Below are 26842 nucleotides of genomic sequence, written 5' to 3' on the forward strand. Positions count from 1 at the left end.
CTGATGAGATTCACTAAGGTAGTTGGATTTTTGTCTGTTTTAGGGTTGGCTGCGGTTTTTCCATTAACGGCACAAGCAGAAAAAGCCGGAACTGCGGGGGCTGGAGAGTGGGATAAGTTGGGGACTTACACATATACTTACTCAAGTCCGACGGTATACTCGACCGGAGGAGATTTTAGAGTGTGCCTTTCAGGAAGCACTCCTTTTTCTGTTTCACTGCACTTATATGAGGATGATCCCGGTGACAATCCTGATGATTATGTAGGGGCAAACTATTTTTCACCCGGAGAATGCCACACCTTTGGCAGTATTGGAAAATTTGTAGATGGGAGCAATAACAAGGCCGAGTTCTTTGTTACCGATTACTCTGGTAAATCTAAAACTGTTACGTTTTATGATTGATGGACTCAAATTGTGAAGTATAACCCTTGGAAAAAAACAAAAAAGAGAGATACCTCTCTCTTTTTTATTCTTCGACAGCCTTACGAAGCCGTTCATTTACAATGCCAGTCCAGCCGCCATCCATCTTACCGCGAACGACGGAGCTTTTCTCGTTTGCTTTGCCGATCACTTCATTCGGCTCTTTCCAGCCGCTGTGAATAAGGGTAAACCCTGTCTTTTCCCCCAAGTCTTCTAATTGAAAGGTAACGACCCATCCTTCTGTATCCCATTCAAAAGAAAGTTCAGTTGGAGCTTGAACAGCCAAAACTTTACAAGGGGACGGCCCAAACGGCGATTGTAAGTGAAATTCTTGTCCTTCTTTGAGCTGAAAGTCATTGGGCATAAACCACTTGGCAATGCCTTCTGAAGTAGAGACTGTCTCCCAGACTTTCTGAATGGGAGCCTCCAGAGTAATGCTTTTTGTAATATCCGGTAATGCATTTTCGTTGTTTTGAGCCATTTCGTTTACCTCTTGACATATGATGTTTTTTCAATTCAATCATATAATAACTAATAAGATCATGTCCATAGCGTGCATTATTTATGCTAGAGCTGCTGTTGAACAGCGTGTCAGTCGCCAGTCTGATCTGTGAATGGGAGAATTCTGCATGCACGAAAAAGAGAGAGATGTGTATATTGTCATTTCGTTCATTCTTGTTTGCTCAGCCGCAACTGTTATGTTTGAACCGGAATTCCTGTTCAGCCAATTTATTTTGCGATTTTTGTTTTAATAGTAAATGTGCCATTTTCTAAAACAGGAGGTTTTTTATGCTTGGAAAAATCAAAGCAGCCATTGATAACAGTCCAGGGAAGCCGGCCAGAATTATAGTTAGTGAAAAAGTGTTTCAGCAATTAGAGGAAGAAATGCGCTTTGTTTACGTTTCCAAACCGAAAACGATAATGGGGATTCCTGTGGAAGTTTCAGATCAGGCAGAAAGCTTCAAGCTGGAATTTTAGTTTATCCCAGACTGCTAAAAGGCTCATTTTGTGTTTAATAATGCAAAATGGTCAGGTTGATTTCTTTAAAAGCATGATGAAATGTTCATCATGCTTTTTTATTGAGAAAAAAGACGAACATAAAAAATAGGTATACGGGAAAAATAATCCTATTAGAGAGAGGGGAACTGACAGATGGATAACATGATATCAACACTTACTGACTGGAATGTGTGGTTTCAAGCGTTAGTAGTATTTCTCGTTCCATATGCAATCTATAAAGTGTTTACTTGGATTCATGTATAAGAAGGTGCAATGATGAGGTGGCGGAGCAATCAGTACAAAACACAGAAGCAGCATAAATCAGATCATTCAACAGCTGAAAAGGATCAGGATGTGTTAACCGGTAACATCGGATACGATTTAGAACATGTAAAAAGAAAAATAGGACATAACGGGGACGTTCACTTCCGTGAGTTTGAAATCACTCATTTACATGTAAAAGCGGCATTGATCTTTGTTGAAGGACTGTCTGATCAGGAATTGATTAATAAAGGTCTATCAGTGTTAGTCATGAATCAACCTAATCAGGTAAGCGATGAAATTTCTCAATCCGGCAAAGGTACTTTAACTTCGAAACAGATAAAAAATCAAATCATATCAATCGGTGATGTCATAGAATCAGAGAAAATCAGTGATATCGTGTTGAATGTGTTCATGGGTTCGACAGCGCTTCTCATCGATGGAATACCGCAGGCCTTTCTTCTGGGAACTGTAAAAAAACAAAATCGAAGTATCGAGGAGCCGCTTTCAGAAGCGCTTGTCAGAGGACCGCGCACAGGCTTTACAGAAGAGTTGAGTACGAATACAGCTCTTTTGAGACAGCAAGGAAAAAATGATCAATTAACATTGCAGAGATTTGAAGTAGGAACACGATTAAAAAAGGATTTAATCATCGCTTATATGAATGACATTGCAGATCCAAAAGTAGTCGAGGAAGTAAGAAAAAGAGTGAGAGGGATTGAGATCGATCATTTGCCGGAGTCAGGTTACGTTGAACAGTTAATTGAGGATAATTATTTGAGCCCGTTCCCGCAAGTACAGAGTACAGAACGTCCTGATCGCGTCATAAGCGGATTAATGGAAGGAAGAGTAGCCATTCTGCTTGACGGCACTCCGTTTGCTTTGATTGTTCCAGTCACTTTCAGCATGATGCTTCAATCGCCTGAAGATTATTATGAACGGTGGTTCCCGAGCTCGCTCATCAGATTGCTGAGGTTCATCGCAGCAATGATAACGTTATTCGCACCCGCTTTATATATATCATTTATTTCTTTTCATCCTGGGTTAATTCCGACCAAGCTGGCGATTTCAATTTCCGGGACGCGCCAAGGTGTTCCGTTCCCATCTCTGATTGAAGCCTTATTTATGGAAGTCGCGATTGAAATTTTAAGAGAGGCGGGGCTTCGTTTGCCAAAACCAATTGGACCCGCAATAGGCATAGTTGGCGGATTAATCATCGGGGAAGCAGCTGTGCAGGCGGGGATTGTCAGTCCAATCATGGTCATTGTTGTTGCGCTCACAGCAATTTCTTCATTTGCCATCCCGCATTATAGCACAGGTATAGCACTTCGGATGCTTCGGTTTGGCGCGATGTTTTGTGCGGCGGTGTTTGGATTGTTTGGAGTCATTATGTATTATCTGCTGCTAAGCAGCCATGTCGTAAAGCTAAAGAGCTTTGGTGTGCCATACGCAAGTCCGGCAGTGCCCTATCACTTAAAAGATTGGAAAGACTTTGTTATCAGAATGCCTCTTTTAGTCATGAAGCGCCGGCCTAAATTGATGAATACAGATAATACAAAACGGGTGAAGTGATGAACTCGACAGGATGGTGATAAAGTCTCATGTTCAGCCCAACCAGTAAAATCACAACCGCTCAGGCAACGATTATCATCATTAATTATATGCTTGCTGCCGGAGTTCTTACGCTCCCTCGGACAGTAACAGAACAAACACAATCTCCTGATGGATGGATTTCAGTTTTATTAGGCGGGGTCCTAGCGGTAATAGCCGGGATGATGATAGCTAAATTAAGCCAGCAGTATCCTAAGGAGACCTTTTATGAATACTCCCGACATATTGTAGGAAAATGGCTCGGGCATCTGATCAGTATTGTTTTTATTACTTATTTTCTGGCACTCGGTGCATTTGAAGTCAGAGTCATGTCCGAAATCGTGGATTTTTTTCTCCTCGAAGGGACACCTTCTTGGGCCATCATTATGACAGTTCTTTGGATTGGGCTTTATTCAATTACACAAGGCCTAGATCCGATTGCACGGCTTTTTGAAATGATTTTTCCGATTACGGTCATCATCTTTTTAACGATAGCCCTCATGAGTTTAGGCATATTTGAGATCAACAATTTGCGCCCTGTATTAGGTGATGGAATCATGCCGGTTCTTAGAGGTGTAAAGACAACGAACCTTTCATTTACATGTTCAGAAATTATGTTCATTTTAGTAGCATTTATGAAAAAGCCGAAAAATGCGGTGAAAGCAGTTGTGATCGGGACAGGCGTTGTGACCAGTTTTTATATGATTACGATGATTATGGTCATCGGTGCACTATCAGTTGAGGGAGTTGTGACGAGAACATGGCCGGGGCTTGACCTGATGAGAAGTTTTGAAATACCTGGTTTAATATTTGAACGGTTTGAATCATTTCTGCTTGTGATTTGGATTATGCAGCTTTTTGCCACGTTTATTATCACTTTTTATGCAGCTTCCCTGGGAGTCTCACAAGTTTTTAAAAAGAAACCCCTTTCATGTATGTTTGGGCTGCTTCCTGTTATATATATCCTCTCTTGCATGCCGAAAAATGAAAATGACGTCTTTATATTAGGCGATACGGTCAGTCATATCGCTTTGTATATATTTGGCGCTTTGCCGATTTTGCTGTTAGTCATTTCGAAATGGAGGAAAAGAGGTGAAAAGTAAACTAAAACGTCAATTGCCTGCTATGGTCATAGTATGTCTGCTGATGATTTGCGTAACAGGATGCTGGAGCAGTCGGGAAATAGAAGATCTGGGTCTCACATTCGCTATCGCAATTGATAAAGGAAAAGAAACGAACACTGAAAAAGAGTTAAAAGAAGAGGGCGGGAGCTATCCGAAAAAAGACAACATTACGCTGACCTATCAATTTGTTAATGAAAAAGCGGCAGGCGCGGGCACAAGCGGGGGAGGCGGTAGCGGACAAGGAGCGCAAAAAGCGTACATTAATATAAGTGAAACAGGGGATTCATTACAGCAGATCGGAAGTGAGGTTGCATTAAGACGGGACCGAGAAGTGTTTAGCCCGCATTTAAAAGTTGTTGTCATGAGTGAAGATGTGCTGCACACATTTCCAATCGACGAAATGCTGGATCAATTTTTTCGTGATAATGAAATCAGGCTGAGCTGTCTTGTTTTATCTGCTAAAGGGGAAGCAAGAGACGCTCTCCAGCTGAAAGAGAACGGAGAAATTCCGGCATTTCGGCTGATTGGATTAGGTGAAAATGAACATAAAGTTTCCAGAATTCTTCCCCCTATGACACTCGCGAAACTAATTGGAAAACTGCATTCTGGCAGCAGCTTTTTACTGCAAAATGTGGTTGCGGCCAATGGAGCGGTCAAGTATTCCGGAGCAGCTGTAATCAACGGAAAATCGAAAAAAATGATCGGCACTTTAAATGAATATGAAACTGAGGGGATTACATGGATTAGAGGAGAAGGGAAAGGCGGAGTTGTCAAAAGCCATGATAAAAAGAGCCAACAGACATTAGCGTACGATATCAATAAAATCAAAAGCAAAATTCAGCCAATCGTAAAAGGGAAAGATATTTCATTCCATGTCGATATTGAATCAGAAGGCGATTTGGTTGAAAACTGGAACACAAAAGAGGCGTTGGACACCCAGTTTATAGATCGTCTCGAAACGACTATTGAAAACGAGGTAAAGAAAATAGTTGGTCAGGTATTAAAAAAAATTCAGCATGATTATAAAGCAGATGTTGCGGGTTTTGATGAATCTTTTAGACTTACATATCCTCACTTATGGAAAAGGGTGAAAAATAACTGGGATGACACCTTCAGTAAAGCCGACATCACATACAGTGTGAACATCACAATTACTCATTTCGGCACGGTTAAAACTCAGTAATGAATCCCAAGGAAGAGAAGGAAACCTCTCTTCTCTTTTTATGCATTTTTTAGGATAAAGATACTTTTTTTGGAGAGATATACACTTTTCCTTTTCGAATCGACCAATATGCTAATATAGGAATTGCTTGAAATAGAAGGGAGAAGGGGCTGTGAGGCAGAAACCGATTTATGTAGAAATCGAAATGAAATCTGATCTGGATACACTCTGGGAATATACACAAAACCCATCACTGCATAAGGAATGGGATCTCCGGTTTTCAAATATTACGCATTTGAATAGTCAGCCATGCGAAAAACAGAAGTTTCTTTACGAAACAAGGGTAGGCTTTGGATTAAAGGTGTCAGGTACAGGAGAAACCGTCGGTGTTTTCAACAAATGTTCATCTGAAAGGTCTTCTTCACTGGCTTTTGGCTCTGATCATCCATTATCTTTGATTCGGCATGGAAGCGGCTACTGGAAGTATATACAGAGAGAAAATGGGAAAATGACGTTTTTAACACAGTACCAATACAAAACAGCCTACGGACTGCTGGGAAGATGGATTGATCGTTTATTATTTCGGCCGCTGCTTGGCTGGGCGACTGCCTGGAGCTTTGATGCATTAAGGCTTTGGGTAGAGCAAAATAAACATCCGAAGCGCTTCATTCGATCTGCTATCATCTATGTGTTCATGTGTCTGTTTTTCAGCCTGTTTTGGTTCTATCAAGGCTTTGCAGGTGTTAAGACAAGCATATTGGCAGGAACAGCGGAGATAGGCTTAGCTATTTTATGGCTGCTTCCTTTAAAAAGAAAATGGATCATTCATGGTGTCCAGGCTTGTATTTTTGCTGGGTTTGCTTGTCTAGGTTCTGAAATATTCATGTGGGTTCTGTTGAGTGTGTTTTCTGCTGCAAGCGGCGCTCTTAGCCTGCAGCTCCCCAGTGCCAGGCGCACAAAACGAAAGAGAAAGAAGTGACATTGTGAGTTCGATTTATGAAAAATCAATTATTAACTATCATTTGCTGCATCCCAAGCTGCGGAAACGGTACCAATTAGACGGGTCTCATACATTCAGCGGGACGGGAACGATGTCAGAAATAAGCGGAGGCTCTTTTCTGGTTAGAATGCTGTTAAAGCTGGGTGTTTTTTTCAGATGCTTCTTTTCAGAAAGAGGCAAAGACATTCCATTTACAATACAAAATAGAACTTGTCTTTTGAAATCGCAACATACAGGAATAGAATGGAATCGTACATTTTTCTTTAAAGGCAAAAAACGTTTCTTTGATGCGTTAATGATATATGACGAGAAAGAAAATAGAATACTTGATTTCTTCGGCAAACCTCATCTGCTGCTGTCTGTTTTGACGTTCGAGGCATCTCATGACGGCTCTCTTACGATCACATCGGGAAAGCAATGGCTATTAATATGCGGAAAAAGAATCCCGCTGCCGAAATGGCTGACCGGTACATCCGTAGTTTGCGAAACGTTTGATGAAAAAAAGAATTGTTTCACCATTGAAGTGCATGTGCAAAATACAATTCTTGGCACTCTTTTCTTTTATAAAGGAACGTTTCAGGAGGAAGAGAGAGAATCATGAAACGAAATGGCATAGTCAGTGCGCTTTGTTTTATTGGATTTCTTGCAGCAGAAGCACCGGATATTTCAGTGGCAGAGGCACTCGTTTTGTTATCCATTCTATTTTTCGTGCCGGGAATTTTTCCTTTTGTTTTTCGTCAATCTCCGGTTCGTGCTGCTCAGTTTATGGAATATGGGCTAATCCAGTGGTATCCGGCAGCCGCATTCTTTGCGGTGCTGGCTCTAGTGACGGAGGTTGGGGGTTTCGCACTTATCTGGTGGATGTACACAGTTTTTATTGCATTGTATGCGATCCTCCGCCTTTGGGAAACAAAGATACATAGAATCGAAGAGACATCAGTTTTGTTCGGCCTTATTTATTTGGCGGGAGGAGGATTTTGGTTTTTTGCTTATGCTGCCCATTTGCAGATCATGCAATTTGGCCCTCTCATCATTTTGCTGACTGCTGTCCACTTTCACTATTCTGCTTTTCTGATCCCGATCTTCAACGGTTTACTCGGCAGAACCATTAGAAAACATCGGATGTTGTACAGTTGGATAACATGGGTGATTTTGCTTTCGCCCCTTCTTATCGCACTGGGCATCACATATTCAAAAACACTTGATGTCATTGCGGTTAGCATTTATATGGCGGCGATTTATCTTCATGCATTTTTGGTGTTCACGGCAGCTTTTCGCACCAAGACGGGGACATTTCTTATTCGGCTTTCTTCCGCTGTTTTAATGATAACGATTGCTTTCTCGATGATTTATTCATTTGGTGTCTTTCGGCAAGAAGTTACATTGACCATCAATCAGATGATTTGGATTCACGGTTTTGTCAACGCGTTTGGTGTTATCTTGCCCGCTCTCATAGGGTGGAGAATAGAGGATGCGAAACCTTTTGATGCAGACAGTGTAAAGACATTCAGCCGTATCTACGGAAAAAGAAAGATTGGAGAAGAATTTTTAGCTAACATTCAAGCTGAAAATAACGCTCGGTACAGCGGACTTGTGGATGATATGGGCAGCCTGCGTTCAAAAGATTTTTCACCAGAAAAACTGGCGCCGCTCATTCTTTCGTTTTATGAACAAACCATCGAATACAATATTAAAGCAAAAGTAACATGGAGCACGTGGTTTCGGCCGCTTGCAATTATTTACGAATGGTTCAGCAGAAGAATCGGCCAAATACATCTTTCGACGAACCCTGACTGGTATAGGATGTACAGCAAGATAAAAGGTGTTCATTCGAAAAAAGACGGAAGGGAAAGAGTACGTGCCTGGATTAGAACAAATGAAAAAAACGAAACCATTTTTACCGCTCTTTATTCAGTGTATCGTTCAAATGGAGAGGGGTATATGAATATTTCTTTACCGCTTCCATTCAGCAGCATGACAGGTGTTTTAAAACCATATCATCATCAGGAGAAGCTGGTTTTAACAAGCAGCCGGAGAAAAAGCAGAGCGGGGGATGAGGGGATTTATCTGCAAACAAGAGCGGGAACTTGTCCGCTTCCTTTATCTGAAACCTTTCTGATAGAAGCTGCACATGACAACAAATTAACCGCTGTTCATCATATGTGGCTGTTTGGATTAAAATTTCTAACTGTTCATTACAGCATTACACATATTAACCAGCCTATTGAAAGAACCTAACACAAAGAAGAAGCTTCGTCTGCCAGTTGCTGCATTTCAAAATTCTGCACCGCATCAAGACAGGAAAGGAAGGGTTTATGGTGTTTTATATCAGTTTATTTCTGATTCTTTGGCTGGCTGCGGGGTTTGCAGTGGGAATGAAACAAGTGTATGTCGATCAGCTGTTTGATAAAGCTGTGATCGAAAGACTGGAAAAAGAAGCGAATGATCATGGACACGCTGACCGGATGATCAAACAGCGCGTCCTTTATATTGCAGCAGTGACAGTAAGCGGGTTTATTTCTGTTTATTATGAAATGAAAACAATCCCGCAAAGGCGAAACATAAGAAAAATTGAAAAAAACATCATGAAATTAAATCAAGCAAAAAAACGAAGAATGAAGAGAAAATAAAAAATGCACAGGCCAAAGGGCAGGTGCATTTTTGTTTTGTATGGAAATGGGAGAGGTGGTGCCAGCTTACTTTTCATAAATTCAAAAATGAGAAGAACAGCGCCCGGGCTAATGGTATATAATATTGTGAATTTAACAAAAATTTAACAAGGAGGACGAGAGAATTCGTGCTAAAGCCTCAAAGAGACCTACATCCTGTTGATTTGGACTTAGAGGCGGAGTAGATGAAACCGGCCAAAGTATCCCTGCTCCGCCGTTTGCTCCATTCCTTGAAGCATGTTGATTGTAACATAGCCAAACGTTTTCCATCAACTATTAAAATTGTAAAATTATTGTTGATTTTTATGGTGTTTACTCCGATTTCTTCAATTTATGCTGAAGATGTATATCAGAATTTTGAGGAATTAAAAAGCAATGAAGATCCTTCTGATTACGGCGTTGTTACGAAAGAAACCGGAAGCCCTGTTCTTGTTTTAGCCATTCACGGAGGAGGTATTGAAGGCGGGACAAGTGAAGTAGCGAGAGAGCTCAGCAAAGAGTACTCGATGTATTTATTTGAAGGCTTAAAATCGGCAGGAAACTCAGTCCTGCACATTACGAGCACGCACTTTGATGAACCTCGGGCCCTTAAAATGACGGGAAATCATGAATATGTCATTTCATTACATGGGTACGCAGAAGAAGATCAGCAGATCGAAGTCGGCGGTACAGATCGCGTAAGAGCGGCAGATTTAGTTGAGAAATTGCAGCATGCCGGTTTTCCTGCTGTATTGCTCAATATAGACCATCCGCATGCGGGCGTTAGTCCGAATAACATTGCAAATAAATCAAAAACAGGTTTAAGTATCCAGATAGAAATGAGCACAGGCTTTAGAAAGTCTTTGTTCGGCATCTTTTCTTTAAAAAGCAGAGCTGTTACTCAAAATGAGAGGTTTTATGAGTTTACAGAAGTGATGTTCCGTTTTCTCAAAAATAGCTACTGAAAAATAGGAGGCGATAAGACAGCCTCCTATTCCTTATGTTTCTCTTTCGTTTCGGGAAACAGCTCGTCCGCGGCTTCCGTTTGATACTGCAACGCGTTATCTCTCGTTGACAGTTCATTTCGGAAATTTTCATCAAGCACATTTTTCAGTAAATACCGATGAAAAAAGTATTCAAAAACAGTAAGACAGGCAGCGGAAAGGAGAGCCGCTCCAAATGGTGAGAAATCGTTTCTTGTTTGGGTTAAAACAAATACCCAAAGAATAACGAATGAAAGGCCAAAGTCAGCCAATGAAGCTGTAATATTGTTTGTTCTGGGTAAGACGAGCATGTCACCAGAAAGATAGGAAACAAAACCTAAGAAAAGTGCAATAAACATCACACTTAAAAAGGATGCGTGATAGACTCTGTCCAAAATCACATATAAAAGGGCGAGAGTGAAAGCAATCTTTGAAGCAAGCGCAATGATATGTTTCATTTGACCACCTAAATTGTTATTTTTTGAAGAAAATTCTTGGGCGTAAACAAATGATAAATAATGCAATTCAAAACCATTCATAATGGTCATGTTACTATTTTAAACAGTCCGTTTTTGTTTACACTGGTATTTTTTTTCAGCTGTATGAAACTTTCTTATGAAAAAAGTCGTATATGTGGATGATCAGCTATCAAGGGGGGGGAATGATTTGTGGAGATAAAAGGAATCAATCACTTGCTATTTTCAGTTTCGCATTTGGATACATCGATTGATTTTTATCAAAAAGTGTTTGATGCAAAGCTTTTGGTAAAGGGAAGAACAACTGCATATTTTGACATGAACGGCATCTGGCTAGCGCTTAATGAAGAACCAGACATCCCGAGAAATGACATTAAGCTTTCTTATACCCATATTGCTTTTACAATTGAAGATCATGAATTTGAGGAGGTATCAGCTAAATTAAAAAGACTTCATGTCAATATTCTGCCTGGCAGAGAACGAGATGAACGCGATCGAAAATCAATTTATTTTACCGACCCTGACGGCCACAAATTTGAATTTCATACCGGAACCCTTCAAGACAGGCTTCGATATTACAAACAAGAAAAAACGCATATGCACTTTTTATGATGAAACTTTTGATATCACAACCATATTTCATATAAGGTTAAATTTAAAGAAGGGTGTTGGTGGAGACTTTATGTTTGGGGAAGGTTTCTACCCGACTTGTTCAACGATGCCATATCTTTTGAACTGCACAAGTGATTGGGTGAAGGTGAAATTGAAATACATATTACATTTTATATGAAGAAAGCGAGCTGTTTTATCAGAATGTTGAACTAATTAAACTATGTACTAAATTTTCAGTATATTTCAATTGCTTCGCCCCTTAAGAAATATGAAACCGTATCCTTCCACGACCTAAAAAATGAAACGTTTTTAAGAAGATGGCGTCTAATATTTTAAATGTTCATATTTTGATAAAAGTTTCCTGAAGGAAAGAAAATTTCTTGACTTCAACAATCTTTTGGTGGATAATTATGGTGTAAACATGATGTTCTTTTTCCTCCTATTCAGGCTCGCACCCAAAAGTCAGGGCGAGCCTGCTTTTTTTGAACAACAAACCCCCTCTCCGTAAAGGAAAAGGGGGTTATTTCATTCATCTGATAGATTAATAGATTAATGGACGGTTCTGAACACGCCAATCACTTTCCCTAGAATGCTGACATTCTGCAAAATGATAGGTTCCATCGTTGGGTTCTCAGGCTGCAAGCGAATGTGGGTATCCTCTTTATAGAATCGTTTTACAGTTGCTTCATCATCTTCTGTCATCGCAACTACAATTTCCCCATTGTTCGCTGTGTTTTGCTGTTTAACGATGACATAGTCCTTATCGAGAATACCAGCATCTATCATACTGTCTCCCATAATCTCCAGCATAAATACATGCTCGTCTGGAGGAACCATGCGGTCTGGGAGCGGAAAATATTCTTCAATATTTTCTACTGCTGTAATAGGAGATCCCGCCGTGACTTTCCCGATGACCGGTACATTAACGACCTGGCTTTGCGGAATGTCTACTTCTTCATCAAGAATTTCTATTGCTCTTGGTTTTGTCGGATCCCGTCTGATCAGCCCTTTTGTTTCCAAGCGGGCCAAATGGCCGTGGACAGTAGAGCTGGACGCAAGCCCGACAGCCTCTCCGATCTCTCTCACGGAAGGCGGATATCCTTTTGATTTAACCTCTGCTTTAATAAAACGGAGGATATCAAGTTGCCTTTTTGATAGCTTCGTCATTTTTCGCACCTCAAAACGTCGATTTTAAGAAGATTATAGCATGATTTTCCTTACAGTACAAACATAGGTTCGAAAAAACAATTGACAGAAACGTTTGTTCGTATATACTGAAATTATAAAAATGCGAACAAACATTCCTGTTGGAGGTTATGATCATGAGTAAAGAATCTATTATTTTTGTCGGTCTGTTCACAGTGATTTTGAGCGCGGTTATCCTTATGCTGTCATATACAAGCAGCGGCCAAGAGCTTAATCAGTATGTTAAAATAGAAGTCCAGCAAGGCGACACACTCTGGTCAATTGCTGATCAGGTAGCAGATACAAAAAAGATAAACAAAAATGATTTTATTGAATGGGTAGCTGATAAAAATCAACTTCAAACCTCTGATATCCAGCCGGGTGATGAGTTAGTGATCCCATTGAAAAAGAAGCATCAGGATGCATATGAATTAGCAACTGTAAAATAGAGAGGAAAGAGAGATAAAATGAAAGCACTCATTTATGCCCGTGTAAGCACAAATAAAGAACAGCAGGAAACGTCATTAAAGCGGCAGGAGGAGGAGCTTACGGCCATTGCAGCGGAGAACGGCATGGAAGTGGTCAAAGTGATTTCAGAAAAAGCCAGCGGATATGAAATGGATCGGGATGGTGTATTTGAGCTGCTTGATGAGATTAAGAACGCTGGAATTGATGTCATTTTGGTTCAGGATGAGACAAGGCTCGGACGGGGAAACGCAAAAATCGCACTGCTTCATTGTATTTATAGAGAAGGTGTGAAAGTCTATACAACGGCTCATAGAGGTGAACTGGAGTTATCGGAGGCTGACTCAATGGTCTTGGAAATCGTCAGCATTGTGGAAGAGTATCAGCGAAAGATTCACAACATGAAAATCAGACGGGGAATGAAACGTGCAGTAAAAAACGGTTTTAAACCGCAAAAAAACTTAAAAAACCAACATGAGAACAGTGGAAAAGAAAAAATAGAGGTGCCAATCTCTGAGATCGTCCGCCTGAGAGCGAATAAACTGACGTTTGCTGAAATCGCGGCTACTCTAAGAGGGTTTGGCTATGATGTCTCTAAAGCAACCGTTCACCGGCGTTTTCAGGAATACATAGAGAATGAAGAGACAGCAGAGTGAATCAGTTGTAAAACTTTTTTTGATCTAGTACTATATAGACAAAATGCAATAAAGGAGTTTAACATGATTTCAAACGCGAAAATTGCCAGAATTAATGAACTTGCTGCCAAAGCTAAAGCTGGCGTTATTACAGAAGAAGAAAAAGCCGAACAGCAAAAGCTCCGTCAAGAGTATTTGAAAGGTTTTCGTTCTTCTATGAAGAACACGTTAAAAAGCGTGAAAATCATTGACCCAGAAGGCAATGATGTAACACCAGAAAAGCTAAAAAGAGAACAAAGAAATAACAAACTTCACTAATATAAGAGGAATACGGCAATATCGTATTCCTCTTTTGCATATACTATAATCAAAACTCTTATGTGACAAAATTCAACAAGTTTCTCTCAAATTTAAGCTGAAACAGTTGAGAAAAAGTCGTCAGACATTTATGATGTAAGGGTACAACACATAAGGAAGGGGATTTTTATGGATACAATTGAAAAGAAATCAGTTGCTACCATTCGCACACTGTCAATAGACGCTATTGAAAAAGCAAATTCTGGTCACCCAGGGATGCCGATGGGAGCCGCTCCAATGGCATACACGCTGTGGACAAAATTTATGAACGTAAGTCCGGCAAACCCTGGCTGGTTTAACCGTGACCGTTTTGTTTTATCTGCTGGACACGGGTCAGCACTATTATACAGCATGCTTCATTTAAGCGGGTTTGATCTTAGTATTGAAGATCTTAAGGGATTCCGCCAGTGGGGCAGCAAAACACCAGGACATCCGGAATTCGGACATACTGCCGGTGTTGATGCTACAACAGGTCCGCTTGGCCAAGGAATTGCCATGGCAGTCGGTATGGCAATTGCTGAACGCCATTTAGCGGAAACATACAACCGCGATTCATTTAACGTAGTCGATCATTATACATACAGTATTTGCGGTGATGGTGATTTAATGGAAGGTATTTCTTCTGAAGCCGCTTCACTCGCAGGCCATCTTCAGCTTGGCCGTCTGATCGTACTATACGATTCTAATGACATCTCTCTTGATGGAGACCTCGACCGTTCATTCTCTGAAAACGTGAAACAGCGTTTTGAAGCAATGAATTGGGAAGTTCTTTATGTTGAGGATGGAAACAATATTGAAGAATTAACAGCGGCTATCGAAAAAGCACGCCAAAATGAAAAGAAACCTACATTAATTGAAGTGAAAACGACAATCGGATTCGGTTCACCTAACCGTGCCGGTACATCCGGTGTTCACGGTGCGCCGCTTGGTAAAGAGGAAAGCAAATTAACAAAAGAAGCTTACGCGTGGACATATGAAGAAGACTTCTACGTTCCGTCAGAAGTTTATGAGCATTTCGCTGCAGCTGTTAAAGAATCAGGTGAGAAAAAAGAACAAGAATGGAATGCTCAATTCGCTAAATATAAAGAAGTTTATCCTGAACTTGCTGAACAGCTTGAACTGGCAATCAAAGGAGAGCTTCCGAAGGACTGGGATCAAGAGGTTCCTGTGTATGAAAAAGGAAGCAGCCTGGCATCCCGTGCATCTTCCGGTGAAGTTCTCAACGGACTTGCGAAAAAAATTCCTTTCTTTGTCGGAGGTTCTGCTGACCTAGCGGGATCGAACAAAACGACTATTAAAAATGCCGGTGATTTTACAGCGGTTGATTACTCAGGCAAAAACTTCTGGTTTGGTGTACGTGAATTTGCGATGGGTGCAGCCTTAAACGGTATGGCGCTTCATGGCGGTCTTCGTGTATTCGGCGGAACTTTCTTTGTCTTCTCTGATTACCTGCGTCCTGCGATTCGCCTTGCAGCGTTAATGGGCCTTCCTGTGACATATGTCTTCACACATGACAGTATTGCGGTTGGTGAAGACGGTCCGACGCACGAGCCTGTTGAACAGCTTGCTTCACTCCGTGCGATGCCTAACCTTTCTTTGATCCGTCCAGCAGACGGCAATGAGACAGCAGCAGCATGGAAGCTTGCAGTGCAAAGCACTGACCACCCAACAGCGCTAGTGCTTACACGTCAAAACCTTCCTACCATCGATCAAACAGCTGAAGAAGCATTGGCAGGAGTAGAAAAAGGTGCATATGTCGTTTCTAAATCTAAAAACGAAACACCTGACGCTCTTCTCATTGCCTCCGGATCCGAGGTAGGTCTTGCAATTGAAGCGCAGGCTGAATTGGCAAAAGAAAATATCGATGTTTCTGTTGTCAGCATGCCTTCAATGGACCGTTTTGAGAAACAATCTGATGAATACAAAAACGAAGTCCTTCCTGCAGATGTGAAAAAACGTCTTGCAATTGAAATGGGCTCATCATTTGGATGGGGCAAATACACAGGGCTTGAAGGTGACGTTCTCGGCATAGACCGATTCGGTGCATCTGCTCCAGGTGAAACCATCATTAACGAATACGGCTTCTCAGTTCCGAACGTAGTGAATCGAGTTAAGGCATTAATCAATAAGTAAGCTTTTGAAAGAGGATGAGTCAAATCATCCTCTTTTTCTTGTTTATCCGACAAAAATAGTATTGGCTGTTTAACAGTAATAGACAATTCTTTCTTTTCTTCTTTTGTATAATAGAGAGCAAATGAAATGCTGCTGGAAAAGGGGATGAAAAGATGGAACGTCACTACTATACGTACCTGATCAAAGAGGAATTTGCCAATCACTATTTCGGCCGGGAATCGGTTATGTTTGAGCTGTTTCAAGACTATCATTGGACAAGCCTTGAAAAGCAGCAGTATGAAATGACAGAGAAACAGATTCAATATATTACACAACCAATCCCGATTTTACATATGCATCAGCGGTTAAAAATGAATTTAAACAAGACGGATTACAGGCAGCTGGATTATATTTATAGAATAGCTTTGCCGAAAGCAAAAGGCCACGCGACGTTTATGATGAAGGAGCACATGATAGAAATTGTGGCTTCGGGAGATTACGAGGCAGAAACGATATTCTTTGAAGTGTTAAGAAAAGTAAGCCCTTGCTTTTTAGCAATGGATTTCAATTCGAAGCGTTACGGATGGCTAAATCCGGTGAAAGAAAGAAATTTTGTCTAAAACCGAAGAAAAAGAGATGTAAATGTTGTATAATAGCTTTTGGTTTAGTACACTTTAAACTAGACAACATGAAGGAGGAAATAAAATGACTTTATGGGTTGGCATCCTAGTGGGCGTTGTTGCATTGCTCATAGGTGTTGCACTCGGGTTTTTTATTGCTCGTAAATATATGATGAGCTACCTGAAAAAGAATCCGCCTATTAATGAACAAATGTTACGCATGATGATGATGCAAATGGGAATGAAACCTTCTCAAAAGAAAATCAATCAAATGATGAAAGCCATGAATAATCAAACGAAATAATACGTAAAGATTATGATATAGAGAAACATGGTTATAAAATAAAAAACCCTTATACGGGTTTTTTATTTTGCAATCATTCATCACCCGCTACTGCTCGAAGGCGCTGCTTTTGATATTGTATGAGAAGATGGTCAAGCTCCTGACTGAGCTCTATCGTAATATGAGATGTCATTCCGTTCGCCATGACAATTTGCAGCAGCTCTGCTCTTTTTTTTTCAATTTCTTTTAATAGATGCTCTCTAATCACAGGGATGTATCCTTTCATACATTAGATCTTCAAAGTGAATGTTTATATTATATCCATATTTATACTAATTTTCAAATGAGAAGGAGTATAATGTCTCAATGTCAAATTAAATTATATAAGTTTTTTCTGAAAATAGAAATCCTTCAAGTGAAAGTGTTAAAAAAATGAAATGATTTTGTCATAACTTGAAGGAATGTCAAATCATGAAGGGATGATGACATGGGAGACGTGAATTATTTTTTGACATTCGGAGCGGGGTTTTTATCCTTTATTTCGCCTTGCTGCCTGCCGCTTTACCCAGCTTTTTTGTCATATATTACAGGGGTCAGCATGGACGATGTAAAAACTGAAAAGCTGCTGCTGCAGAAAAGAAGCTTGTTTCATACTTTGTGTTTTTTGCTTGGCTTTTCAGTCATTTTTATTGCTTTAGGCTATGGAACATCTTTTATTGGCAGCCTGTTTAGGGATTATCACGATGCGATTCGGCATATTGGCGCGTTGCTTATTATTTTGTTCGGTTTCATTACACTCGGTGTGTTCCGGCCTGAGGCTATGATGAAAGAGCGGAGAATCCATTTTAAGCATAAACCAAGCGGGTTTTTAGGGTCGGTCTTAATCGGAATGGCATTTGCAGCTGGATGGACACCATGTACCGGTCCGATATTAGCTGCTGTTATCACACTTGCAGGCACCAATCCGGGCTCAGCGGTGCCATACATGATGTTATATGTACTCGGTTTTGCGGTACCGTTTCTTTTATTGTCTTTTTTTATCACAAAGCTGAAGTGGATAAGGAAGAACCAGCTTTTCATTATGAAAGCTGGCGGCGTTTTGATGATTGTGATTGGTGTGCTGTTATTCTTTAATTGGATGAGCCTGATCATTATTTTGCTGTCAGATCTTTTTGGAGGCTTTACTGGTTTTTGACGGTAAATTACTTTCGTACTACTACTAATCCTTTTGTTTTTGGTACAATAAGACTATTATCTGTGGAAATCGATTGTTGGAGGGGAATATGACAAGAGTTTTAGTTGTAGACGACGCCAAGTTCATGAGAGTGAAAATCAGAGAGATCTTGGAAGAGGCAAATTACATAATCGCAGGCGAAGCGGCGGACGGTGAACAAGCAGCGGACCTGTATAAAAAACTGCGCCCGGACCTTGTGACAATGGATATTACAATGCCGGTGAAAAACGGCATAAAAGCGCTTCGTGATATCTTAACCTTTGATCCTAAAGCGAAGGTCATCATGTGCACCGCCATGCGCCAGCAAAGAATTGTAACGGAAGCAATTGAGCTGGGGGCAAAGGATTTTATTGTTAAGCCGTTTGAGGAAACAAAAGTGCTGGAAGCTGTAAGCCGCGTTATGGGACATTAAAGTCATTTCTTTTCAAAATGGTTTTTTTTATTGTTTTGGAGTATAGTATATAGTATCAACACTCCGAGAAACAAAGGAATGATAAGTATGATGATTATAGTTTCATCGATTATTGCTGTGTTAATGGCTGTAGCTGTGATGGTGGTCAGAATAAAGTCCTCTGACAAGCCTGTTTCACCAAAAAAAATCATTCTTCCGCCGATTTTTATGAGTACGGGAGCGTTAATGTTTTTATTTCCGGTATTTTGGGTAACTGGTGCAGAGTTTTTGGAAGCATTCACTTTAGGTGTGATTTTCTCTATTTTTCTAATCAAAACTTCTAAGTTCGAAATTAAAAATAATGAAATTTACATGAAACGCTCTAAAGCATTTGTTTTTATATTAGTCGGTCTTTTGGTGATCAGAATCGTGATGAAATCGATCTTGAGCACATCAATTGATTATGGTGCACTGAGCGGAATGTTTTGGATTCTGGCTTTCGGTATGATTGTGCCTTGGAGAATCGCCATGTATTTATCATATCGAAAACTTCATAACGAGCTACAGTCATCTAATATTCAAATGAATTAAAAAACCTTTCCTCTTTTCAGGAAAGGTTTTTTATTTGAGAAGGGTCTGATAAGGTTCCAAATCGATTTTTTTGTCCCGCAGATGCCTTTTTAAGAAGGTATGGTCTCTTTTAGGAGTTGCGAGAATATAGCCTTTGATCATAAGTTGCTGATCAATCTTTGCTACCTTTTCTTTTATTGCAAGCTCACCGATTTTGCCTGCGATTTTAGCTTTTGCTGCATCTCTGAACAGCTCTGGCACCGGCGCAGTCAATTCATCTAGAAACTGTTTGTTTTCATCGTTCCATAAATGTCTGCTGTTTTCAATATAGTAATCCTGCCAATCAAGCTCTGATCTGCCGTCCTCTTTTGGTAAACGCTTTAAAAACTTTCGAAACATGAAAAAACCGCCGATTGATAATAAGACTACCATCATGATCACCCAAAACAGAATAAACCATAAAAACCATCCTTCCAGCATCAATCATTCCCCCTTATTCTAACCATATTGTATACGAAGAGAGATTAGAAGAACACAGTAAAAAAAAGAATAGAAAAAAGTGATAGACGTCTAGTCAAAAGAGATAGTAGATCATATTCTATTGTATAGTGAATCTGCTATTTGGCCATGGGAGAGTCACTAGAGGGTATTTGACGATAAATGGACGGAAAAAAAGTCACTTTCATAATAGGGGATGAAAGTGACTTTTTATGTTTAGCTGAGAGGAAATTGAAGAGAAAAAGAAGAGCCATCTTCTGTTTCTTTATTGACGGCGACTGTGAGTATTTGATTTTCGCATTCGGCTTGAATGTTTTTGTCATTAAAATAAAAAGGAAGCATCATTTGTTTTTCAAAAGTCTGTCCTGACGATTTGACAGTTAAGATGAACTCGCATCCAGAAAGGGTAACTGTTACTTGTGTAGGCTGTAAAAAAGTCAGATCCGCTTCTATAATATACTGCTGACTTGTTTCATATAAATCAATAGGCAATGTTTCGTCGTACCAGGCGAAGGGGTCTTCAAAAAATTGCCGAAGCCATTCATCCATACTATCGAAATCATTTGCATCGTTGCGTTTTGAATGGTCCATGGAAGCATTCCTCCACATATCAACCTTGCTTTACATCATATGCGGTGGATTATAAATGGGTGAACGCATAAAAAAACAGACACTAAGGTCTGCTTTTCTTACATATCATGGCTTGAGTTGTGCTTTTGTCTTGTATGGTTTCGGTTTTTTACTTTTTTGCTTCCGCTTAGAGGCTCGGGTTGGCCGGGATTGTGTCCTTTAGGAGCGTTTTTATGCATATCTTTACTTGTATTCTTATTGGTCATAAAATGAGAACCTCCTTAAAAGAGTTCGGTGTTATTGATTGGTTTTTCTTTTTTTGTTATTTTGGCGTTCTGCTTCAGTCAGTACAAGCTGGTCGTTTTCAATATAGCCGGCGCCTTTGCCTTGGCTTTTTGCGTCATTCATTCCGTTAATGACGTGATTCGCTTTTCTTTTGACCATCATTATCACCTCAATCATAATATGGCTTCTTTTATTGTGTTATATGAGAGAGCGTAAACAGTAAAAATTACCGGTACATTTTTTCTCATAAGTCGAACTTATTGTATTTAATAAAAACATTGATATTTACTTATGTATGATTTTGTTTTAATATGAAATTGTGAGAAAATTGTGATGGAATGTAATGTTCATCTGAGAATGATCTGATCTGAAGGGGGATTTTGGAGAATGGCAAACGAGCAAAAAACTGCAGCAAAAGACGTTTTCCAAGCGAGAAAAACGTTTACTACAAATGGGAAAACATATCATTACTACTCTTTAAAAGCGTTAGAAGATTCAGGTATAGGAAAGGTTTCGAAGCTTCCTTATTCCATCAAAGTTCTTTTAGAATCAGTATTGCGTCAAGTTGACGGCTTCGTTATCAAAAAAGAACACGTGGAAAATTTGGCAAAATGGGGAACTGCCGAATTAAAGGATATCGACGTTCCGTTCAAACCGTCTCGAGTTATTTTACAAGACTTCACAGGGGTTCCGGCAGTAGTAGATCTGGCTTCACTGCGTAAAGCAATGGCAGCTGTCGGCGGAGATCCTGATAAAATCAACCCTGAAATTCCTGTTGATCTCGTTATCGACCACTCTGTACAGGTAGATAAAGCGGGTACAGAAGATGCATTAGCAGTAAATATGGACTTGGAATTCGAAAGAAATGCAGAGCGCTACAAATTTTTAAGCTGGGCAAAGAAAGCGTTTAATAATTATCAGGCAGTGCCGCCTGCAACAGGTATTGTGCACCAGGTCAACCTTGAGTTCTTGGCAAGTGTTGTCCATGCCATTGAAGAAGACGGCGAGCTTGTAACGTATCCTGATACGCTTGTCGGAACAGACTCACACACAACAATGATTAACGGTATCGGTGTTCTCGGCTGGGGTGTCGGTGGAATTGAAGCTGAAGCGGGAATGCTTGGACAGCCTTCTTACTTCCCAGTTCCAGAGGTAATCGGCGCGAAACTTGTCGGCAAGCTTCCAAACGGAACAACAGCTACTGACTTGGCGTTAAAAGTAACACAAGTGCTGCGTGAAAAAGGCGTTGTCGGTAAATTTGTTGAATTCTTCGGACCGGGAATTGCTGAACTGCCGCTTGCAGATCGCGCAACAATTGCGAATATGGCTCCGGAATACGGTGCTACATGCGGATTCTTCCCAGTAGATGAAGAAGCGCTTAACTACCTGCGCCTCACTGGCCGTGATCCTGAACATATTGATGTTGTTGAAGCATACTGCAGAAGCAATGGCTTGTTCTACACTCCAGATGCGGAAGACCCTCAATTTACTGATGTGGTTGAAATTGACCTGTCTCAAATTGAAGCAAACTTATCGGGTCCAAAGCGTCCTCAGGATTTGATCCCGCTATCTGCTATGCAGGAAACGTTTAAAAAGCAATTAGTCAGCCCTGCAGGTAACCAAGGATTCGGTTTAAATGCTGAGGAAGAAAATAAAGAAATTAAGTTTAAACTCCTTAACGGCGAAGAAACAGTTATGAAAACGGGTGCGATAGCCATTGCTGCGATTACAAGCTGTACAAATACATCAAACCCATACGTTCTGATCGGCGCCGGACTGGTAGCGAAAAAAGCGGTTGAGTTAGGGCTTAAGGTGCCTAATTACGTGAAAACGTCACTTGCACCGGGTTCTAAAGTTGTTACAGGATATCTTGTGAATTCAGGCCTTCTTCCATACATGAAAGAGCTTGGCTTTAACCTCGTTGGGTACGGCTGTACAACATGTATCGGGAACTCAGGTCCGCTTTCACCGGAAATCGAAGAAGCGGTTGCGAAAAATGATCTTCTGATTACGTCTGTCCTTTCCGGAAACCGTAACTTTGAAGGACGTATTCACCCGCTTGTTAAAGGCAACTATCTTGCTTCACCGCCGCTTGTTGTGGCATATGCGCTGGCTGGAACGGTAAACATTAACTTGAAAACCGATCCAATCGGTGTGGGCAAGGATGGTCAAAACGTATACTTTAATGATATTTGGCCGTCAATGGACGAAATCAATGCACTTGTTAAGCAAACTGTTACGCCAGAGCTATTCCGCAAAGAGTATGAAACAGTATTTGATGACAACAAGCGCTGGAACGAAATTGAAACAACAGATGAAGCATTATATAAATGGGATAGCGAGTCAACTTACATTCAAAACCCGCCATTCTTCGAAGAAATGTCTGTTGAGCCAGGCAAGGTTGAACCATTAAAAGGTTTGCGAGTTGTCGGTAAATTCGGCGATTCAGTCACAACTGACCATATTTCTCCTGCGGGGGCAATCGGAAAAGATACGCCTGCCGGAAAGTATTTGCAAGAAAAAGGTGTTTCACCTCGTGACTTTAACTCCTACGGCTCCCGCCGTGGAAACCATGAAGTCATGATGAGAGGAACATTTGCCAACATTCGCATCAAAAACCAAATCGCACCGGGTACAGAAGGCGGATTTACGACGTACTGGCCGACTGGTGAAGTAACATCCATCTATGATGCATGCATGAAATACAAAGAAGATAAAACCGGTCTTGTCGTATTAGCAGGAAAAGACTATGGTATGGGATCTTCACGTGACTGGGCTGCAAAAGGAACAAACCTTCTCGGCATCAGAACGGTCATTGCAGAGAGCTTTGAAAGAATCCACAGAAGCAACCTTGTATTCATGGGTGTGCTGCCGCTTCAGTTTAAACAAGGTGAAAATGCGGATACGCTCGGCTTAACGGGTAAAGAAGTCATCGAGGTAGATGTTGATGAAACAGTTCGTCCTCGTGACCTTGTGACTGTAAGAGCAATCAATGAAGACGGCAATGTAACAACTTTTGAAGCAGTCGTCCGCTTTGATAGTGAAGTTGAAATTGATTACTACCGCCATGGCGGCATCCTTCAAATGGTGCTTCGTGAAAAAATGAAGCAGTCCTGATGAATCAATAGGAAGAGAAGGCATTTCGCTTTCTCTTCTTTTTATGACACAATGTGCTGCGGAGGTGGCATATGCTGAAAAAATGGCTCGCAGGGATCCTGCTTATCATGCTTGCCGGTTATACGGGATGGAATTTATATCAAACATACAGCAAAAAAGAAGTCGGAATTCAAGAGGGGCAACAAGCACCTGATTTTTCTTTGAAAACGCTGTCAGGGAAGAAAAGCTCTTTACAGGATGCAAAAGGCAAAAAAGTGCTGCTCAATTTTTGGGCAACTTGGTGTAAACCGTGCCGTCAGGAAATGCCTGCGATGGAAAAGCTGCAAAAAGAGTACGCCGACAAACTTGCGGTTGTTGCGGTAAATTTCACTTCAGCTGAGAAAAGTGAGAAACAGGTCAGAGCGTTTGCTGATACGTATGATTTAACATTCCCCATTCTGATTGATAAAAAAGGGATCAATGCTGACTATAACGTGATGTCATATCCAACGACATATATCTTAGATGAAAAAGGTGTTATCCAAGACATACACGTTGGCACCATGACAAAAAAAGAAATGGAACAAAAACTGGATCTTGATTAGATTCAGTTTTTTTTATGCTCAGATATGCTTACAAGTTTTCAGAATTGGAAAAAATAAAAGAATATGCGGAGGTGAGAAGCGTGAAGAAGATGAGAAAACGTTCTTTTCATGAGCTCGTCATGGAAAACAAAAAAGAGCTGATGACCAATACAGAGTATTTAAATCAGCTTGAGGAAAAGCTTGAACAGCGATTTAAGCAAAAATAACCTTTAATTTGTATTCATGTTTACCCCTCCTTTTGAGAAACCTATCTGTTGAGGAGGGATAAACATGGGAAACAACAAGAAAAACGGTCAGCCTCAATATGCTCCAAGCCACTTGGGTACAAAGCCTGTAAAATATAAAGCCAATAAAGGGGAAAAAATGCATGATACTTCAGGACAGCGGCCGATTATCATGCAGACAAAAGGCGAGTAGCGAAAATTCGAGTTTATTTCTAGGAGGTACATCCGAATGACAAAGAACCAAAATCAATATCAGCAGCCTAATCCTGATGATCGTTCTGACAATGTGGAAAAATTGCAGGATATGGTTCAAAATACAATTGAAAATATAGAAGAAGCAGAAGCATCAATGGAGTTTGCTTCAGGAGAAGATAAACAGCGTATCAAAGAAAAAAATGCAAGGCGCGAACAGAGCATTGAAGCGTTTCGTAATGAAATACAGGACGAATCTGCAGCGAGACAAAACGGATACCGTTCTTAAAAAACCAGGGAAACCTGGTTTTTTTCTTTCTGATTTGATTATGGTAAAATGGGGCTAAATTGACGTTAAGGGAGCAGAGTAATCTTGCATGTATCAAAAAAAGAAATAGAAGTGCGTTATGCAGAAACAGATCAAATGGGGATTGTCTATCACGCAAATTATCTTGTGTGGATGGAGGTCGGCAGAACGGCCTTGATTAAGGACTTAGGCTTTTTATATAGTGATATGGAAAAAAAAGGCGTTCTGTCCCCAGTCGTTGATATCAATATTTCCTATAAAAAGCCGCTTCATTACGGAGAAACCGCGGTTGTACATACATGGATAGAGGAATATAACGGCTTTAAAACCGTCTATGGTTATCACATTTATAATCCGGCCGGTGAGCTTTCCATCAAAGCCACCTCATCTCATATTTGTGTGGATAAAGAAAGCTTTAAGCCAATTCAATTCCGCAAAGCTTTTCCTGATTGGCACACAGCATATGAAAAGGCCAAAAAATAGGGAAGTGAACGGGATATGGCGTTTGGTGTGAAACGGGAGGAACTTAACCGGTGGAAACAAGCTGTGAAAAGAGGAGAAATCGCATTTTTAACACATTACTGGCTGGATGACCGATTTCCGGGAGCAAGGACTGTAACAAAAGCCGGTTGTGCAGACATTGATAAGCTGGTTCAGTGGGGAGCGGCGTACGGGTTAAAAAAAGAATGGATCCATAAGAAAAGTGAATTTCCCCACTTTGATCTGCTGGGTGAAACACAAAAATATGTTTTGGAACAAGAAAACCTAACCGATCATCTTATACGATTTCATTTGTAAAAAAAGAACGCACATGAAGTGCGTTCTTTTTTATTGGTATTCAAAAACCGGTTCATCAGCGTCTTCTGAATAGCTGACAAGAAGGTCGTGGTTATCAAAGTACCATAAATCACTTTCTTCAATAAAGAAGGTAATACCATCAGCTTCTGCAGTGACTCCAGCCTCTTGTGGGGCATCTTTCGCTACACCGAGAGAAAAACCCTTTTGAACGTTGCTGCAGCCTCCATAACGGACGAAAAAGCGAACCTGGTCTCCGCTTTCCAAATCGAGTTCTTCTTTATACCAGTTCAATGCGTCTTCGTTAATTGTCATATTCATAACAGAACACCCCTTTGTTCTTCATTTGAATTTTCTCTATTATAAACGTATTAGGCTATTCTGTGTCAAAAGAGAAGTTTTTTAAGCTTATAGCCATTTTACTTTAGGTTCTGTTTTATTGATAATTCGTTTAATGTTCGCTCGGTGTCTGTATATCACAAAAATAGTGAGCAGGGTAACGACAATCAATAAATACGTATCATGGACAAAGAAACTATATATAACAGTATAGATCCCTGTTAACATCGATGAGAGAGAAACAAATTTAGTCAAGTATAAAAAGATGAAGAATACCGCAACCATCGTGATAAATAACAGGGGTGCGTAAAACAGCAAAACGCCTCCTGATGTCGCCACGGCTTTACCGCCTTTAAATTTGGCGAAGATGGGAAACACGTGGCCTAAAACCGCAAAGACTCCTGCAAGAAGCGGGTGAATATCAACATGCATGAGAAAAGGCAATGCAGTTGCCAGTGTCCCTTTCAAAATATCTCCGGCTATGACGACCGAACCAGCTTTTACACCCAATGTACGGAATGCATTGGTAGCGCCTAAGTTGCCGCTTCCGTGCTCCCGAATATCAATTCCCTTGGCAAGCTTGCCCACAATTAAGCCAGATGGAATGCTGCCTATCAAGTAGGCCAAAATAATCAATAAAGCAATTAACATCTACATTTCTCCTTTTTCAAATTCCCTTCTTTTTATTTTAACATGAGATGTCATGATCTGATGATAAGTTTTTTTGTAAAGTTTGCTTACAAATCTAATCAAACATGCATCATATTTTGATTTCTCCTGTTTTGATCGTGTAAAATAAGTGAA

At 40.5% G+C, this 26842-nt stretch carries 38 protein-coding genes and 1 pseudogene; 29 read left to right on the plus strand and 10 right to left on the minus strand.

The window, feature by feature from the left end; translation table 11 throughout:
* Window positions 1-3 precede the first annotated feature (3 nt).
* Window positions 4-402, plus strand: a complete 399-nt coding sequence (locus NST79_RS09975) for a hypothetical protein (RefSeq protein ID WP_009967329.1) — start codon at window positions 4-6, stop codon at window positions 400-402.
* A 64-nt stretch (window positions 403-466) separates the two neighbouring features.
* On the opposite strand, the gene NST79_RS09980 is transcribed toward NST79_RS09975, so the two are convergent.
* Window positions 467-901: an SRPBCC domain-containing protein gene (locus NST79_RS09980; RefSeq protein WP_003231627.1), complete on the minus strand. Its 435-nt coding sequence runs from the start codon at window positions 899-901 to the stop codon at window positions 467-469.
* A gap of 148 nt (window positions 902-1049) precedes the next feature.
* On the opposite strand from NST79_RS09980, the gene NST79_RS09985 reads away from it, so the two are divergent.
* The 10 genes from NST79_RS09985 to pghL all read left to right on the plus strand — a co-directional run bounded on the left by NST79_RS09985 (window position 1050) and on the right by pghL (window position 10169).
* Window positions 1050-1172: a hypothetical protein gene (locus tag NST79_RS09985; RefSeq protein WP_256683449.1), complete on the plus strand. Its 123-nt coding sequence runs from the start codon at window positions 1050-1052 to the stop codon at window positions 1170-1172.
* A 37-nt stretch (window positions 1173-1209) separates the two neighbouring features.
* The gene (locus NST79_RS09990; RefSeq protein WP_014476925.1) at window positions 1210-1398 is read left to right on the plus strand and encodes a hypothetical protein; all 189 of its coding nucleotides are present in this window, start codon (window positions 1210-1212) and stop codon (window positions 1396-1398) included.
* 294 nt (window positions 1399-1692) lie between these two features.
* Complete coding sequence (locus NST79_RS09995; protein WP_212059625.1) at window positions 1693-3252, plus strand: spore germination protein; 1560 nt, start codon at window positions 1693-1695, stop codon at window positions 3250-3252.
* Window positions 3253-3281: 29 nt separating this feature from the next.
* Window positions 3282-4373 carry a spore germination protein gene (locus NST79_RS10000; protein ID WP_212059626.1) on the plus strand — a complete coding sequence of 364 codons (1092 nt, stop codon included), beginning with the start codon at window positions 3282-3284 and terminating at the stop codon, window positions 4371-4373.
* Complete coding sequence (locus tag NST79_RS10005; protein WP_130572411.1) at window positions 4363-5577, plus strand: Ger(x)C family spore germination protein; 1215 nt, start codon at window positions 4363-4365, stop codon at window positions 5575-5577. Before NST79_RS10000 ends, NST79_RS10005 begins: the two co-directional genes overlap by 11 nt.
* A gap of 151 nt (window positions 5578-5728) precedes the next feature.
* Window positions 5729-6535, plus strand: coding sequence for a hypothetical protein (locus NST79_RS10010; RefSeq protein WP_212059628.1), 807 nt, complete (start codon window positions 5729-5731; stop codon window positions 6533-6535).
* Window positions 6536-6539: 4 nt separating this feature from the next.
* Window positions 6540-7157: a DUF4166 domain-containing protein gene (locus NST79_RS10015; RefSeq protein WP_101172435.1), complete on the plus strand. Its 618-nt coding sequence runs from the start codon at window positions 6540-6542 to the stop codon at window positions 7155-7157.
* A complete protein-coding gene (locus NST79_RS10020; RefSeq protein ID WP_212059636.1) occupies window positions 7154-8794 on the plus strand; it encodes a YndJ family protein in 1641 nt (546 codons plus the stop codon). The genes NST79_RS10015 and NST79_RS10020 overlap by 4 nt, the downstream gene beginning before the upstream one ends.
* 77 nt (window positions 8795-8871) lie before the next feature.
* Window positions 8872-9186, plus strand: a complete 315-nt coding sequence (locus NST79_RS10025) for a hypothetical protein (protein WP_003245621.1) — start codon at window positions 8872-8874, stop codon at window positions 9184-9186.
* 224 nt (window positions 9187-9410) lie between these two features.
* Window positions 9411-10169 carry a poly-gamma-glutamate hydrolase family protein gene (gene pghL / locus NST79_RS10030; protein WP_212059638.1) on the plus strand — a complete coding sequence of 253 codons (759 nt, stop codon included), beginning with the start codon at window positions 9411-9413 and terminating at the stop codon, window positions 10167-10169.
* A gap of 26 nt (window positions 10170-10195) precedes the next feature.
* Here pghL and NST79_RS10035 read toward each other — a convergent pair whose 3' ends face one another.
* Window positions 10196-10645: a YndM family protein gene (locus NST79_RS10035; protein WP_044052523.1), complete on the minus strand. Its 450-nt coding sequence runs from the start codon at window positions 10643-10645 to the stop codon at window positions 10196-10198.
* A 210-nt stretch (window positions 10646-10855) separates the two neighbouring features.
* On the opposite strand from NST79_RS10035, the gene fosM reads away from it, so the two are divergent.
* Window positions 10856-11275: a FosM family fosfomycin resistance protein gene (gene fosM / locus NST79_RS10040; protein WP_014479937.1), complete on the plus strand. Its 420-nt coding sequence runs from the start codon at window positions 10856-10858 to the stop codon at window positions 11273-11275.
* Window positions 11199-11538, plus strand: a pseudogene (locus NST79_RS10045) (hypothetical protein). Before fosM ends, NST79_RS10045 begins: the two are co-directional and overlap by 77 nt.
* 286 nt (window positions 11539-11824) lie before the next feature.
* On the opposite strand, the gene lexA reads toward NST79_RS10045, so the two are convergent.
* Window positions 11825-12442: a transcriptional repressor LexA gene (gene lexA / locus NST79_RS10050; RefSeq protein WP_003238209.1), complete on the minus strand. Its 618-nt coding sequence runs from the start codon at window positions 12440-12442 to the stop codon at window positions 11825-11827.
* Window positions 12443-12591: 149 nt separating this feature from the next.
* Between lexA and yneA the strand changes: the two genes are divergently transcribed.
* From yneA to NST79_RS10080, 6 genes are all read left to right on the plus strand, one after another.
* Window positions 12592-12909 carry a cell division suppressor protein YneA gene (yneA, locus tag NST79_RS10055; RefSeq protein ID WP_015252003.1) on the plus strand — a complete coding sequence of 106 codons (318 nt, stop codon included), beginning with the start codon at window positions 12592-12594 and terminating at the stop codon, window positions 12907-12909.
* Between the two features lie 18 nt (window positions 12910-12927).
* The gene (locus NST79_RS10060; protein ID WP_015383764.1) at window positions 12928-13581 is read left to right on the plus strand and encodes a recombinase family protein; all 654 of its coding nucleotides are present in this window, start codon (window positions 12928-12930) and stop codon (window positions 13579-13581) included.
* A 63-nt stretch (window positions 13582-13644) separates the two neighbouring features.
* A complete protein-coding gene (locus tag NST79_RS10065) occupies window positions 13645-13878 on the plus strand; it encodes a DUF896 domain-containing protein (RefSeq protein ID WP_003231595.1) in 234 nt (77 codons plus the stop codon).
* Between the two features lie 168 nt (window positions 13879-14046).
* A complete protein-coding gene (gene tkt / locus NST79_RS10070; protein WP_014476936.1) occupies window positions 14047-16050 on the plus strand; it encodes a transketolase in 2004 nt (667 codons plus the stop codon).
* Between the two features lie 152 nt (window positions 16051-16202).
* Window positions 16203-16649, plus strand: a complete 447-nt coding sequence (sirA, locus tag NST79_RS10075) for a sporulation inhibitor of replication protein SirA (protein WP_003231591.1) — start codon at window positions 16203-16205, stop codon at window positions 16647-16649.
* An 85-nt stretch (window positions 16650-16734) separates the two neighbouring features.
* The gene (locus NST79_RS10080) at window positions 16735-16953 is read left to right on the plus strand and encodes a YneF family protein (protein ID WP_003221221.1); all 219 of its coding nucleotides are present in this window, start codon (window positions 16735-16737) and stop codon (window positions 16951-16953) included.
* A gap of 73 nt (window positions 16954-17026) precedes the next feature.
* Here the strand turns inward: NST79_RS10080 and ynzD are convergent, their stop codons facing one another.
* Window positions 17027-17200, minus strand: coding sequence for an aspartyl-phosphate phosphatase YnzD (gene ynzD / locus NST79_RS10085; RefSeq protein WP_010886518.1), 174 nt, complete (start codon window positions 17198-17200; stop codon window positions 17027-17029).
* A 219-nt stretch (window positions 17201-17419) separates the two neighbouring features.
* Here ynzD and ccdA point away from each other — a divergent pair, with 219 nt between their 5' ends.
* The 3 genes from ccdA (at window position 17420) to NST79_RS10100 (ending at window position 19148) form a co-directional block, all read left to right on the plus strand.
* Window positions 17420-18127, plus strand: coding sequence for a cytochrome c biogenesis protein CcdA (ccdA, locus tag NST79_RS10090; protein ID WP_212059640.1), 708 nt, complete (start codon window positions 17420-17422; stop codon window positions 18125-18127).
* 88 nt (window positions 18128-18215) lie between these two features.
* The gene (locus tag NST79_RS10095) at window positions 18216-18578 is read left to right on the plus strand and encodes a response regulator (RefSeq protein ID WP_003245707.1); all 363 of its coding nucleotides are present in this window, start codon (window positions 18216-18218) and stop codon (window positions 18576-18578) included.
* A gap of 78 nt (window positions 18579-18656) precedes the next feature.
* Window positions 18657-19148 carry a CcdC family protein gene (locus tag NST79_RS10100; RefSeq protein WP_010886519.1) on the plus strand — a complete coding sequence of 164 codons (492 nt, stop codon included), beginning with the start codon at window positions 18657-18659 and terminating at the stop codon, window positions 19146-19148.
* A gap of 30 nt (window positions 19149-19178) precedes the next feature.
* On the opposite strand, the gene yneK is transcribed toward NST79_RS10100, so the two are convergent.
* The 4 genes from yneK to sspO all read right to left on the minus strand — a co-directional run bounded on the left by yneK (window position 19179) and on the right by sspO (window position 20639).
* Window positions 19179-19607 carry a DynA interaction protein YneK gene (yneK, locus tag NST79_RS10105; protein WP_015251998.1) on the minus strand — a complete coding sequence of 143 codons (429 nt, stop codon included), beginning with the start codon at window positions 19605-19607 and terminating at the stop codon, window positions 19179-19181.
* Window positions 19608-19841: 234 nt separating this feature from the next.
* Window positions 19842-20234: an outer spore coat protein CotM gene (gene cotM / locus NST79_RS10110; RefSeq protein ID WP_212059642.1), complete on the minus strand. Its 393-nt coding sequence runs from the start codon at window positions 20232-20234 to the stop codon at window positions 19842-19844.
* A gap of 80 nt (window positions 20235-20314) precedes the next feature.
* A complete protein-coding gene (locus NST79_RS10115; protein ID WP_003221237.1) occupies window positions 20315-20461 on the minus strand; it encodes a small acid-soluble spore protein P in 147 nt (48 codons plus the stop codon).
* A gap of 31 nt (window positions 20462-20492) precedes the next feature.
* Entirely contained in the window at window positions 20493-20639 is a 147-nt protein-coding gene (gene sspO, locus NST79_RS10120; RefSeq protein WP_003244839.1) for an acid-soluble spore protein SspO, read from the minus strand.
* 228 nt (window positions 20640-20867) lie between these two features.
* On the opposite strand from sspO, the gene acnA reads away from it, so the two are divergent.
* The 7 genes from acnA to NST79_RS10155 all read left to right on the plus strand — a co-directional run bounded on the left by acnA (window position 20868) and on the right by NST79_RS10155 (window position 25702).
* Window positions 20868-23597, plus strand: a complete 2730-nt coding sequence (gene acnA, locus NST79_RS10125) for an aconitate hydratase AcnA (RefSeq protein ID WP_003231573.1) — start codon at window positions 20868-20870, stop codon at window positions 23595-23597.
* Window positions 23598-23668: 71 nt separating this feature from the next.
* Complete coding sequence (locus NST79_RS10130; protein WP_212059644.1) at window positions 23669-24181, plus strand: redoxin domain-containing protein; 513 nt, start codon at window positions 23669-23671, stop codon at window positions 24179-24181.
* Window positions 24182-24261: 80 nt separating this feature from the next.
* Window positions 24262-24387: an FbpB family small basic protein gene (locus tag NST79_RS10135; RefSeq protein ID WP_003244964.1), complete on the plus strand. Its 126-nt coding sequence runs from the start codon at window positions 24262-24264 to the stop codon at window positions 24385-24387.
* 64 nt (window positions 24388-24451) lie between these two features.
* Complete coding sequence (gene sspN / locus NST79_RS10140; RefSeq protein WP_003231569.1) at window positions 24452-24598, plus strand: acid-soluble spore protein SspN; 147 nt, start codon at window positions 24452-24454, stop codon at window positions 24596-24598.
* Between the two features lie 36 nt (window positions 24599-24634).
* Complete coding sequence (gene tlp, locus NST79_RS10145) at window positions 24635-24886, plus strand: small acid-soluble spore protein Tlp (RefSeq protein ID WP_003231568.1); 252 nt, start codon at window positions 24635-24637, stop codon at window positions 24884-24886.
* Window positions 24887-24970: 84 nt separating this feature from the next.
* Window positions 24971-25387, plus strand: coding sequence for a YbgC/FadM family acyl-CoA thioesterase (locus tag NST79_RS10150; protein WP_212059646.1), 417 nt, complete (start codon window positions 24971-24973; stop codon window positions 25385-25387).
* A 15-nt stretch (window positions 25388-25402) separates the two neighbouring features.
* Window positions 25403-25702, plus strand: coding sequence for a hypothetical protein (locus NST79_RS10155; RefSeq protein WP_029726676.1), 300 nt, complete (start codon window positions 25403-25405; stop codon window positions 25700-25702).
* Window positions 25703-25732: 30 nt separating this feature from the next.
* On the opposite strand, the gene NST79_RS10160 is transcribed toward NST79_RS10155, so the two are convergent.
* Together NST79_RS10160 and plsY are read right to left on the minus strand one after the other, a co-directional pair.
* Window positions 25733-26020 (minus strand): HesB/YadR/YfhF family protein, encoded by a 288-nt coding sequence (locus NST79_RS10160; protein WP_003231562.1) that lies wholly within the window; start codon window positions 26018-26020, stop codon window positions 25733-25735.
* 87 nt (window positions 26021-26107) lie between these two features.
* Entirely contained in the window at window positions 26108-26689 is a 582-nt protein-coding gene (plsY, locus tag NST79_RS10165; RefSeq protein ID WP_003231560.1) for a glycerol-3-phosphate 1-O-acyltransferase PlsY, read from the minus strand.
* Window positions 26690-26842: the final 153 nt, after the last annotated feature.

It is taken from the genome of Bacillus sp. PS196, assembly GCF_037963555.1.
GTDB classification, from domain to species: domain Bacteria; phylum Bacillota; class Bacilli; order Bacillales; family Bacillaceae; genus Bacillus; species Bacillus subtilis.

Bases quoted from the DNA above. Each gene is read 5' to 3' on its own strand.
- yneA (WP_015252003.1), top strand. From the start codon at position 12,592: ATGATCATGAGTAAAGAATCTATTATTTTTGTCGGTCTGTTCACAGTG.
- ccdA (WP_212059640.1), top strand. From the start codon at position 17,420: ATGGGAGACGTGAATTATTTTTTGACATTCGGAGCGGGGTTTTTATCC.
- NST79_RS10095 (WP_003245707.1), top strand. From the start codon at position 18,216: ATGACAAGAGTTTTAGTTGTAGACGACGCCAAGTTCATGAGAGTGAAA.
- tlp (WP_003231568.1), top strand. From the start codon at position 24,635: ATGACAAAGAACCAAAATCAATATCAGCAGCCTAATCCTGATGATCGT.
- NST79_RS10160 (WP_003231562.1), bottom strand. From the start codon at position 26,020: ATGAATATGACAATTAACGAAGACGCATTGAACTGGTATAAAGAAGAA.
- NST79_RS09980 (WP_003231627.1), bottom strand. From the start codon at position 901: ATGGCTCAAAACAACGAAAATGCATTACCGGATATTACAAAAAGCATT.
- NST79_RS10000 (WP_212059626.1), top strand. From the start codon at position 3,282: ATGTTCAGCCCAACCAGTAAAATCACAACCGCTCAGGCAACGATTATC.
- yneK (WP_015251998.1), bottom strand. From the start codon at position 19,607: ATGCTGGAAGGATGGTTTTTATGGTTTATTCTGTTTTGGGTGATCATG.
- NST79_RS10025 (WP_003245621.1), top strand. From the start codon at position 8,872: ATGGTGTTTTATATCAGTTTATTTCTGATTCTTTGGCTGGCTGCGGGG.
- NST79_RS10020 (WP_212059636.1), top strand. From the start codon at position 7,154: ATGAAACGAAATGGCATAGTCAGTGCGCTTTGTTTTATTGGATTTCTT.
- NST79_RS09985 (WP_256683449.1), top strand. From the start codon at position 1,050: ATGCACGAAAAAGAGAGAGATGTGTATATTGTCATTTCGTTCATTCTT.
- pghL (WP_212059638.1), top strand. From the start codon at position 9,411: ATGAAACCGGCCAAAGTATCCCTGCTCCGCCGTTTGCTCCATTCCTTG.
- NST79_RS10065 (WP_003231595.1), top strand. From the start codon at position 13,645: ATGATTTCAAACGCGAAAATTGCCAGAATTAATGAACTTGCTGCCAAA.
- plsY (WP_003231560.1), bottom strand. From the start codon at position 26,689: ATGTTAATTGCTTTATTGATTATTTTGGCCTACTTGATAGGCAGCATT.
- sspO (WP_003244839.1), bottom strand. From the start codon at position 20,639: ATGGTCAAAAGAAAAGCGAATCACGTCATTAACGGAATGAATGACGCA.
- sspN (WP_003231569.1), top strand. From the start codon at position 24,452: ATGGGAAACAACAAGAAAAACGGTCAGCCTCAATATGCTCCAAGCCAC.
- acnA (WP_003231573.1), top strand. From the start codon at position 20,868: ATGGCAAACGAGCAAAAAACTGCAGCAAAAGACGTTTTCCAAGCGAGA.
- NST79_RS10060 (WP_015383764.1), top strand. From the start codon at position 12,928: ATGAAAGCACTCATTTATGCCCGTGTAAGCACAAATAAAGAACAGCAG.
- NST79_RS09995 (WP_212059625.1), top strand. From the start codon at position 1,693: ATGATGAGGTGGCGGAGCAATCAGTACAAAACACAGAAGCAGCATAAA.
- cotM (WP_212059642.1), bottom strand. From the start codon at position 20,234: ATGTGGAGGAATGCTTCCATGGACCATTCAAAACGCAACGATGCAAAT.
- NST79_RS10100 (WP_010886519.1), top strand. From the start codon at position 18,657: ATGATAAGTATGATGATTATAGTTTCATCGATTATTGCTGTGTTAATG.
- NST79_RS09990 (WP_014476925.1), top strand. From the start codon at position 1,210: ATGCTTGGAAAAATCAAAGCAGCCATTGATAACAGTCCAGGGAAGCCG.
- sirA (WP_003231591.1), top strand. From the start codon at position 16,203: ATGGAACGTCACTACTATACGTACCTGATCAAAGAGGAATTTGCCAAT.
- NST79_RS10080 (WP_003221221.1), top strand. From the start codon at position 16,735: ATGACTTTATGGGTTGGCATCCTAGTGGGCGTTGTTGCATTGCTCATA.
- NST79_RS10115 (WP_003221237.1), bottom strand. From the start codon at position 20,461: ATGACCAATAAGAATACAAGTAAAGATATGCATAAAAACGCTCCTAAA.
- tkt (WP_014476936.1), top strand. From the start codon at position 14,047: ATGGATACAATTGAAAAGAAATCAGTTGCTACCATTCGCACACTGTCA.
- lexA (WP_003238209.1), bottom strand. From the start codon at position 12,442: ATGACGAAGCTATCAAAAAGGCAACTTGATATCCTCCGTTTTATTAAA.
- NST79_RS10130 (WP_212059644.1), top strand. From the start codon at position 23,669: ATGCTGAAAAAATGGCTCGCAGGGATCCTGCTTATCATGCTTGCCGGT.
- NST79_RS10035 (WP_044052523.1), bottom strand. From the start codon at position 10,645: ATGAAACATATCATTGCGCTTGCTTCAAAGATTGCTTTCACTCTCGCC.
- NST79_RS09975 (WP_009967329.1), top strand. From the start codon at position 4: ATGAGATTCACTAAGGTAGTTGGATTTTTGTCTGTTTTAGGGTTGGCT.
- NST79_RS10155 (WP_029726676.1), top strand. From the start codon at position 25,403: ATGGCGTTTGGTGTGAAACGGGAGGAACTTAACCGGTGGAAACAAGCT.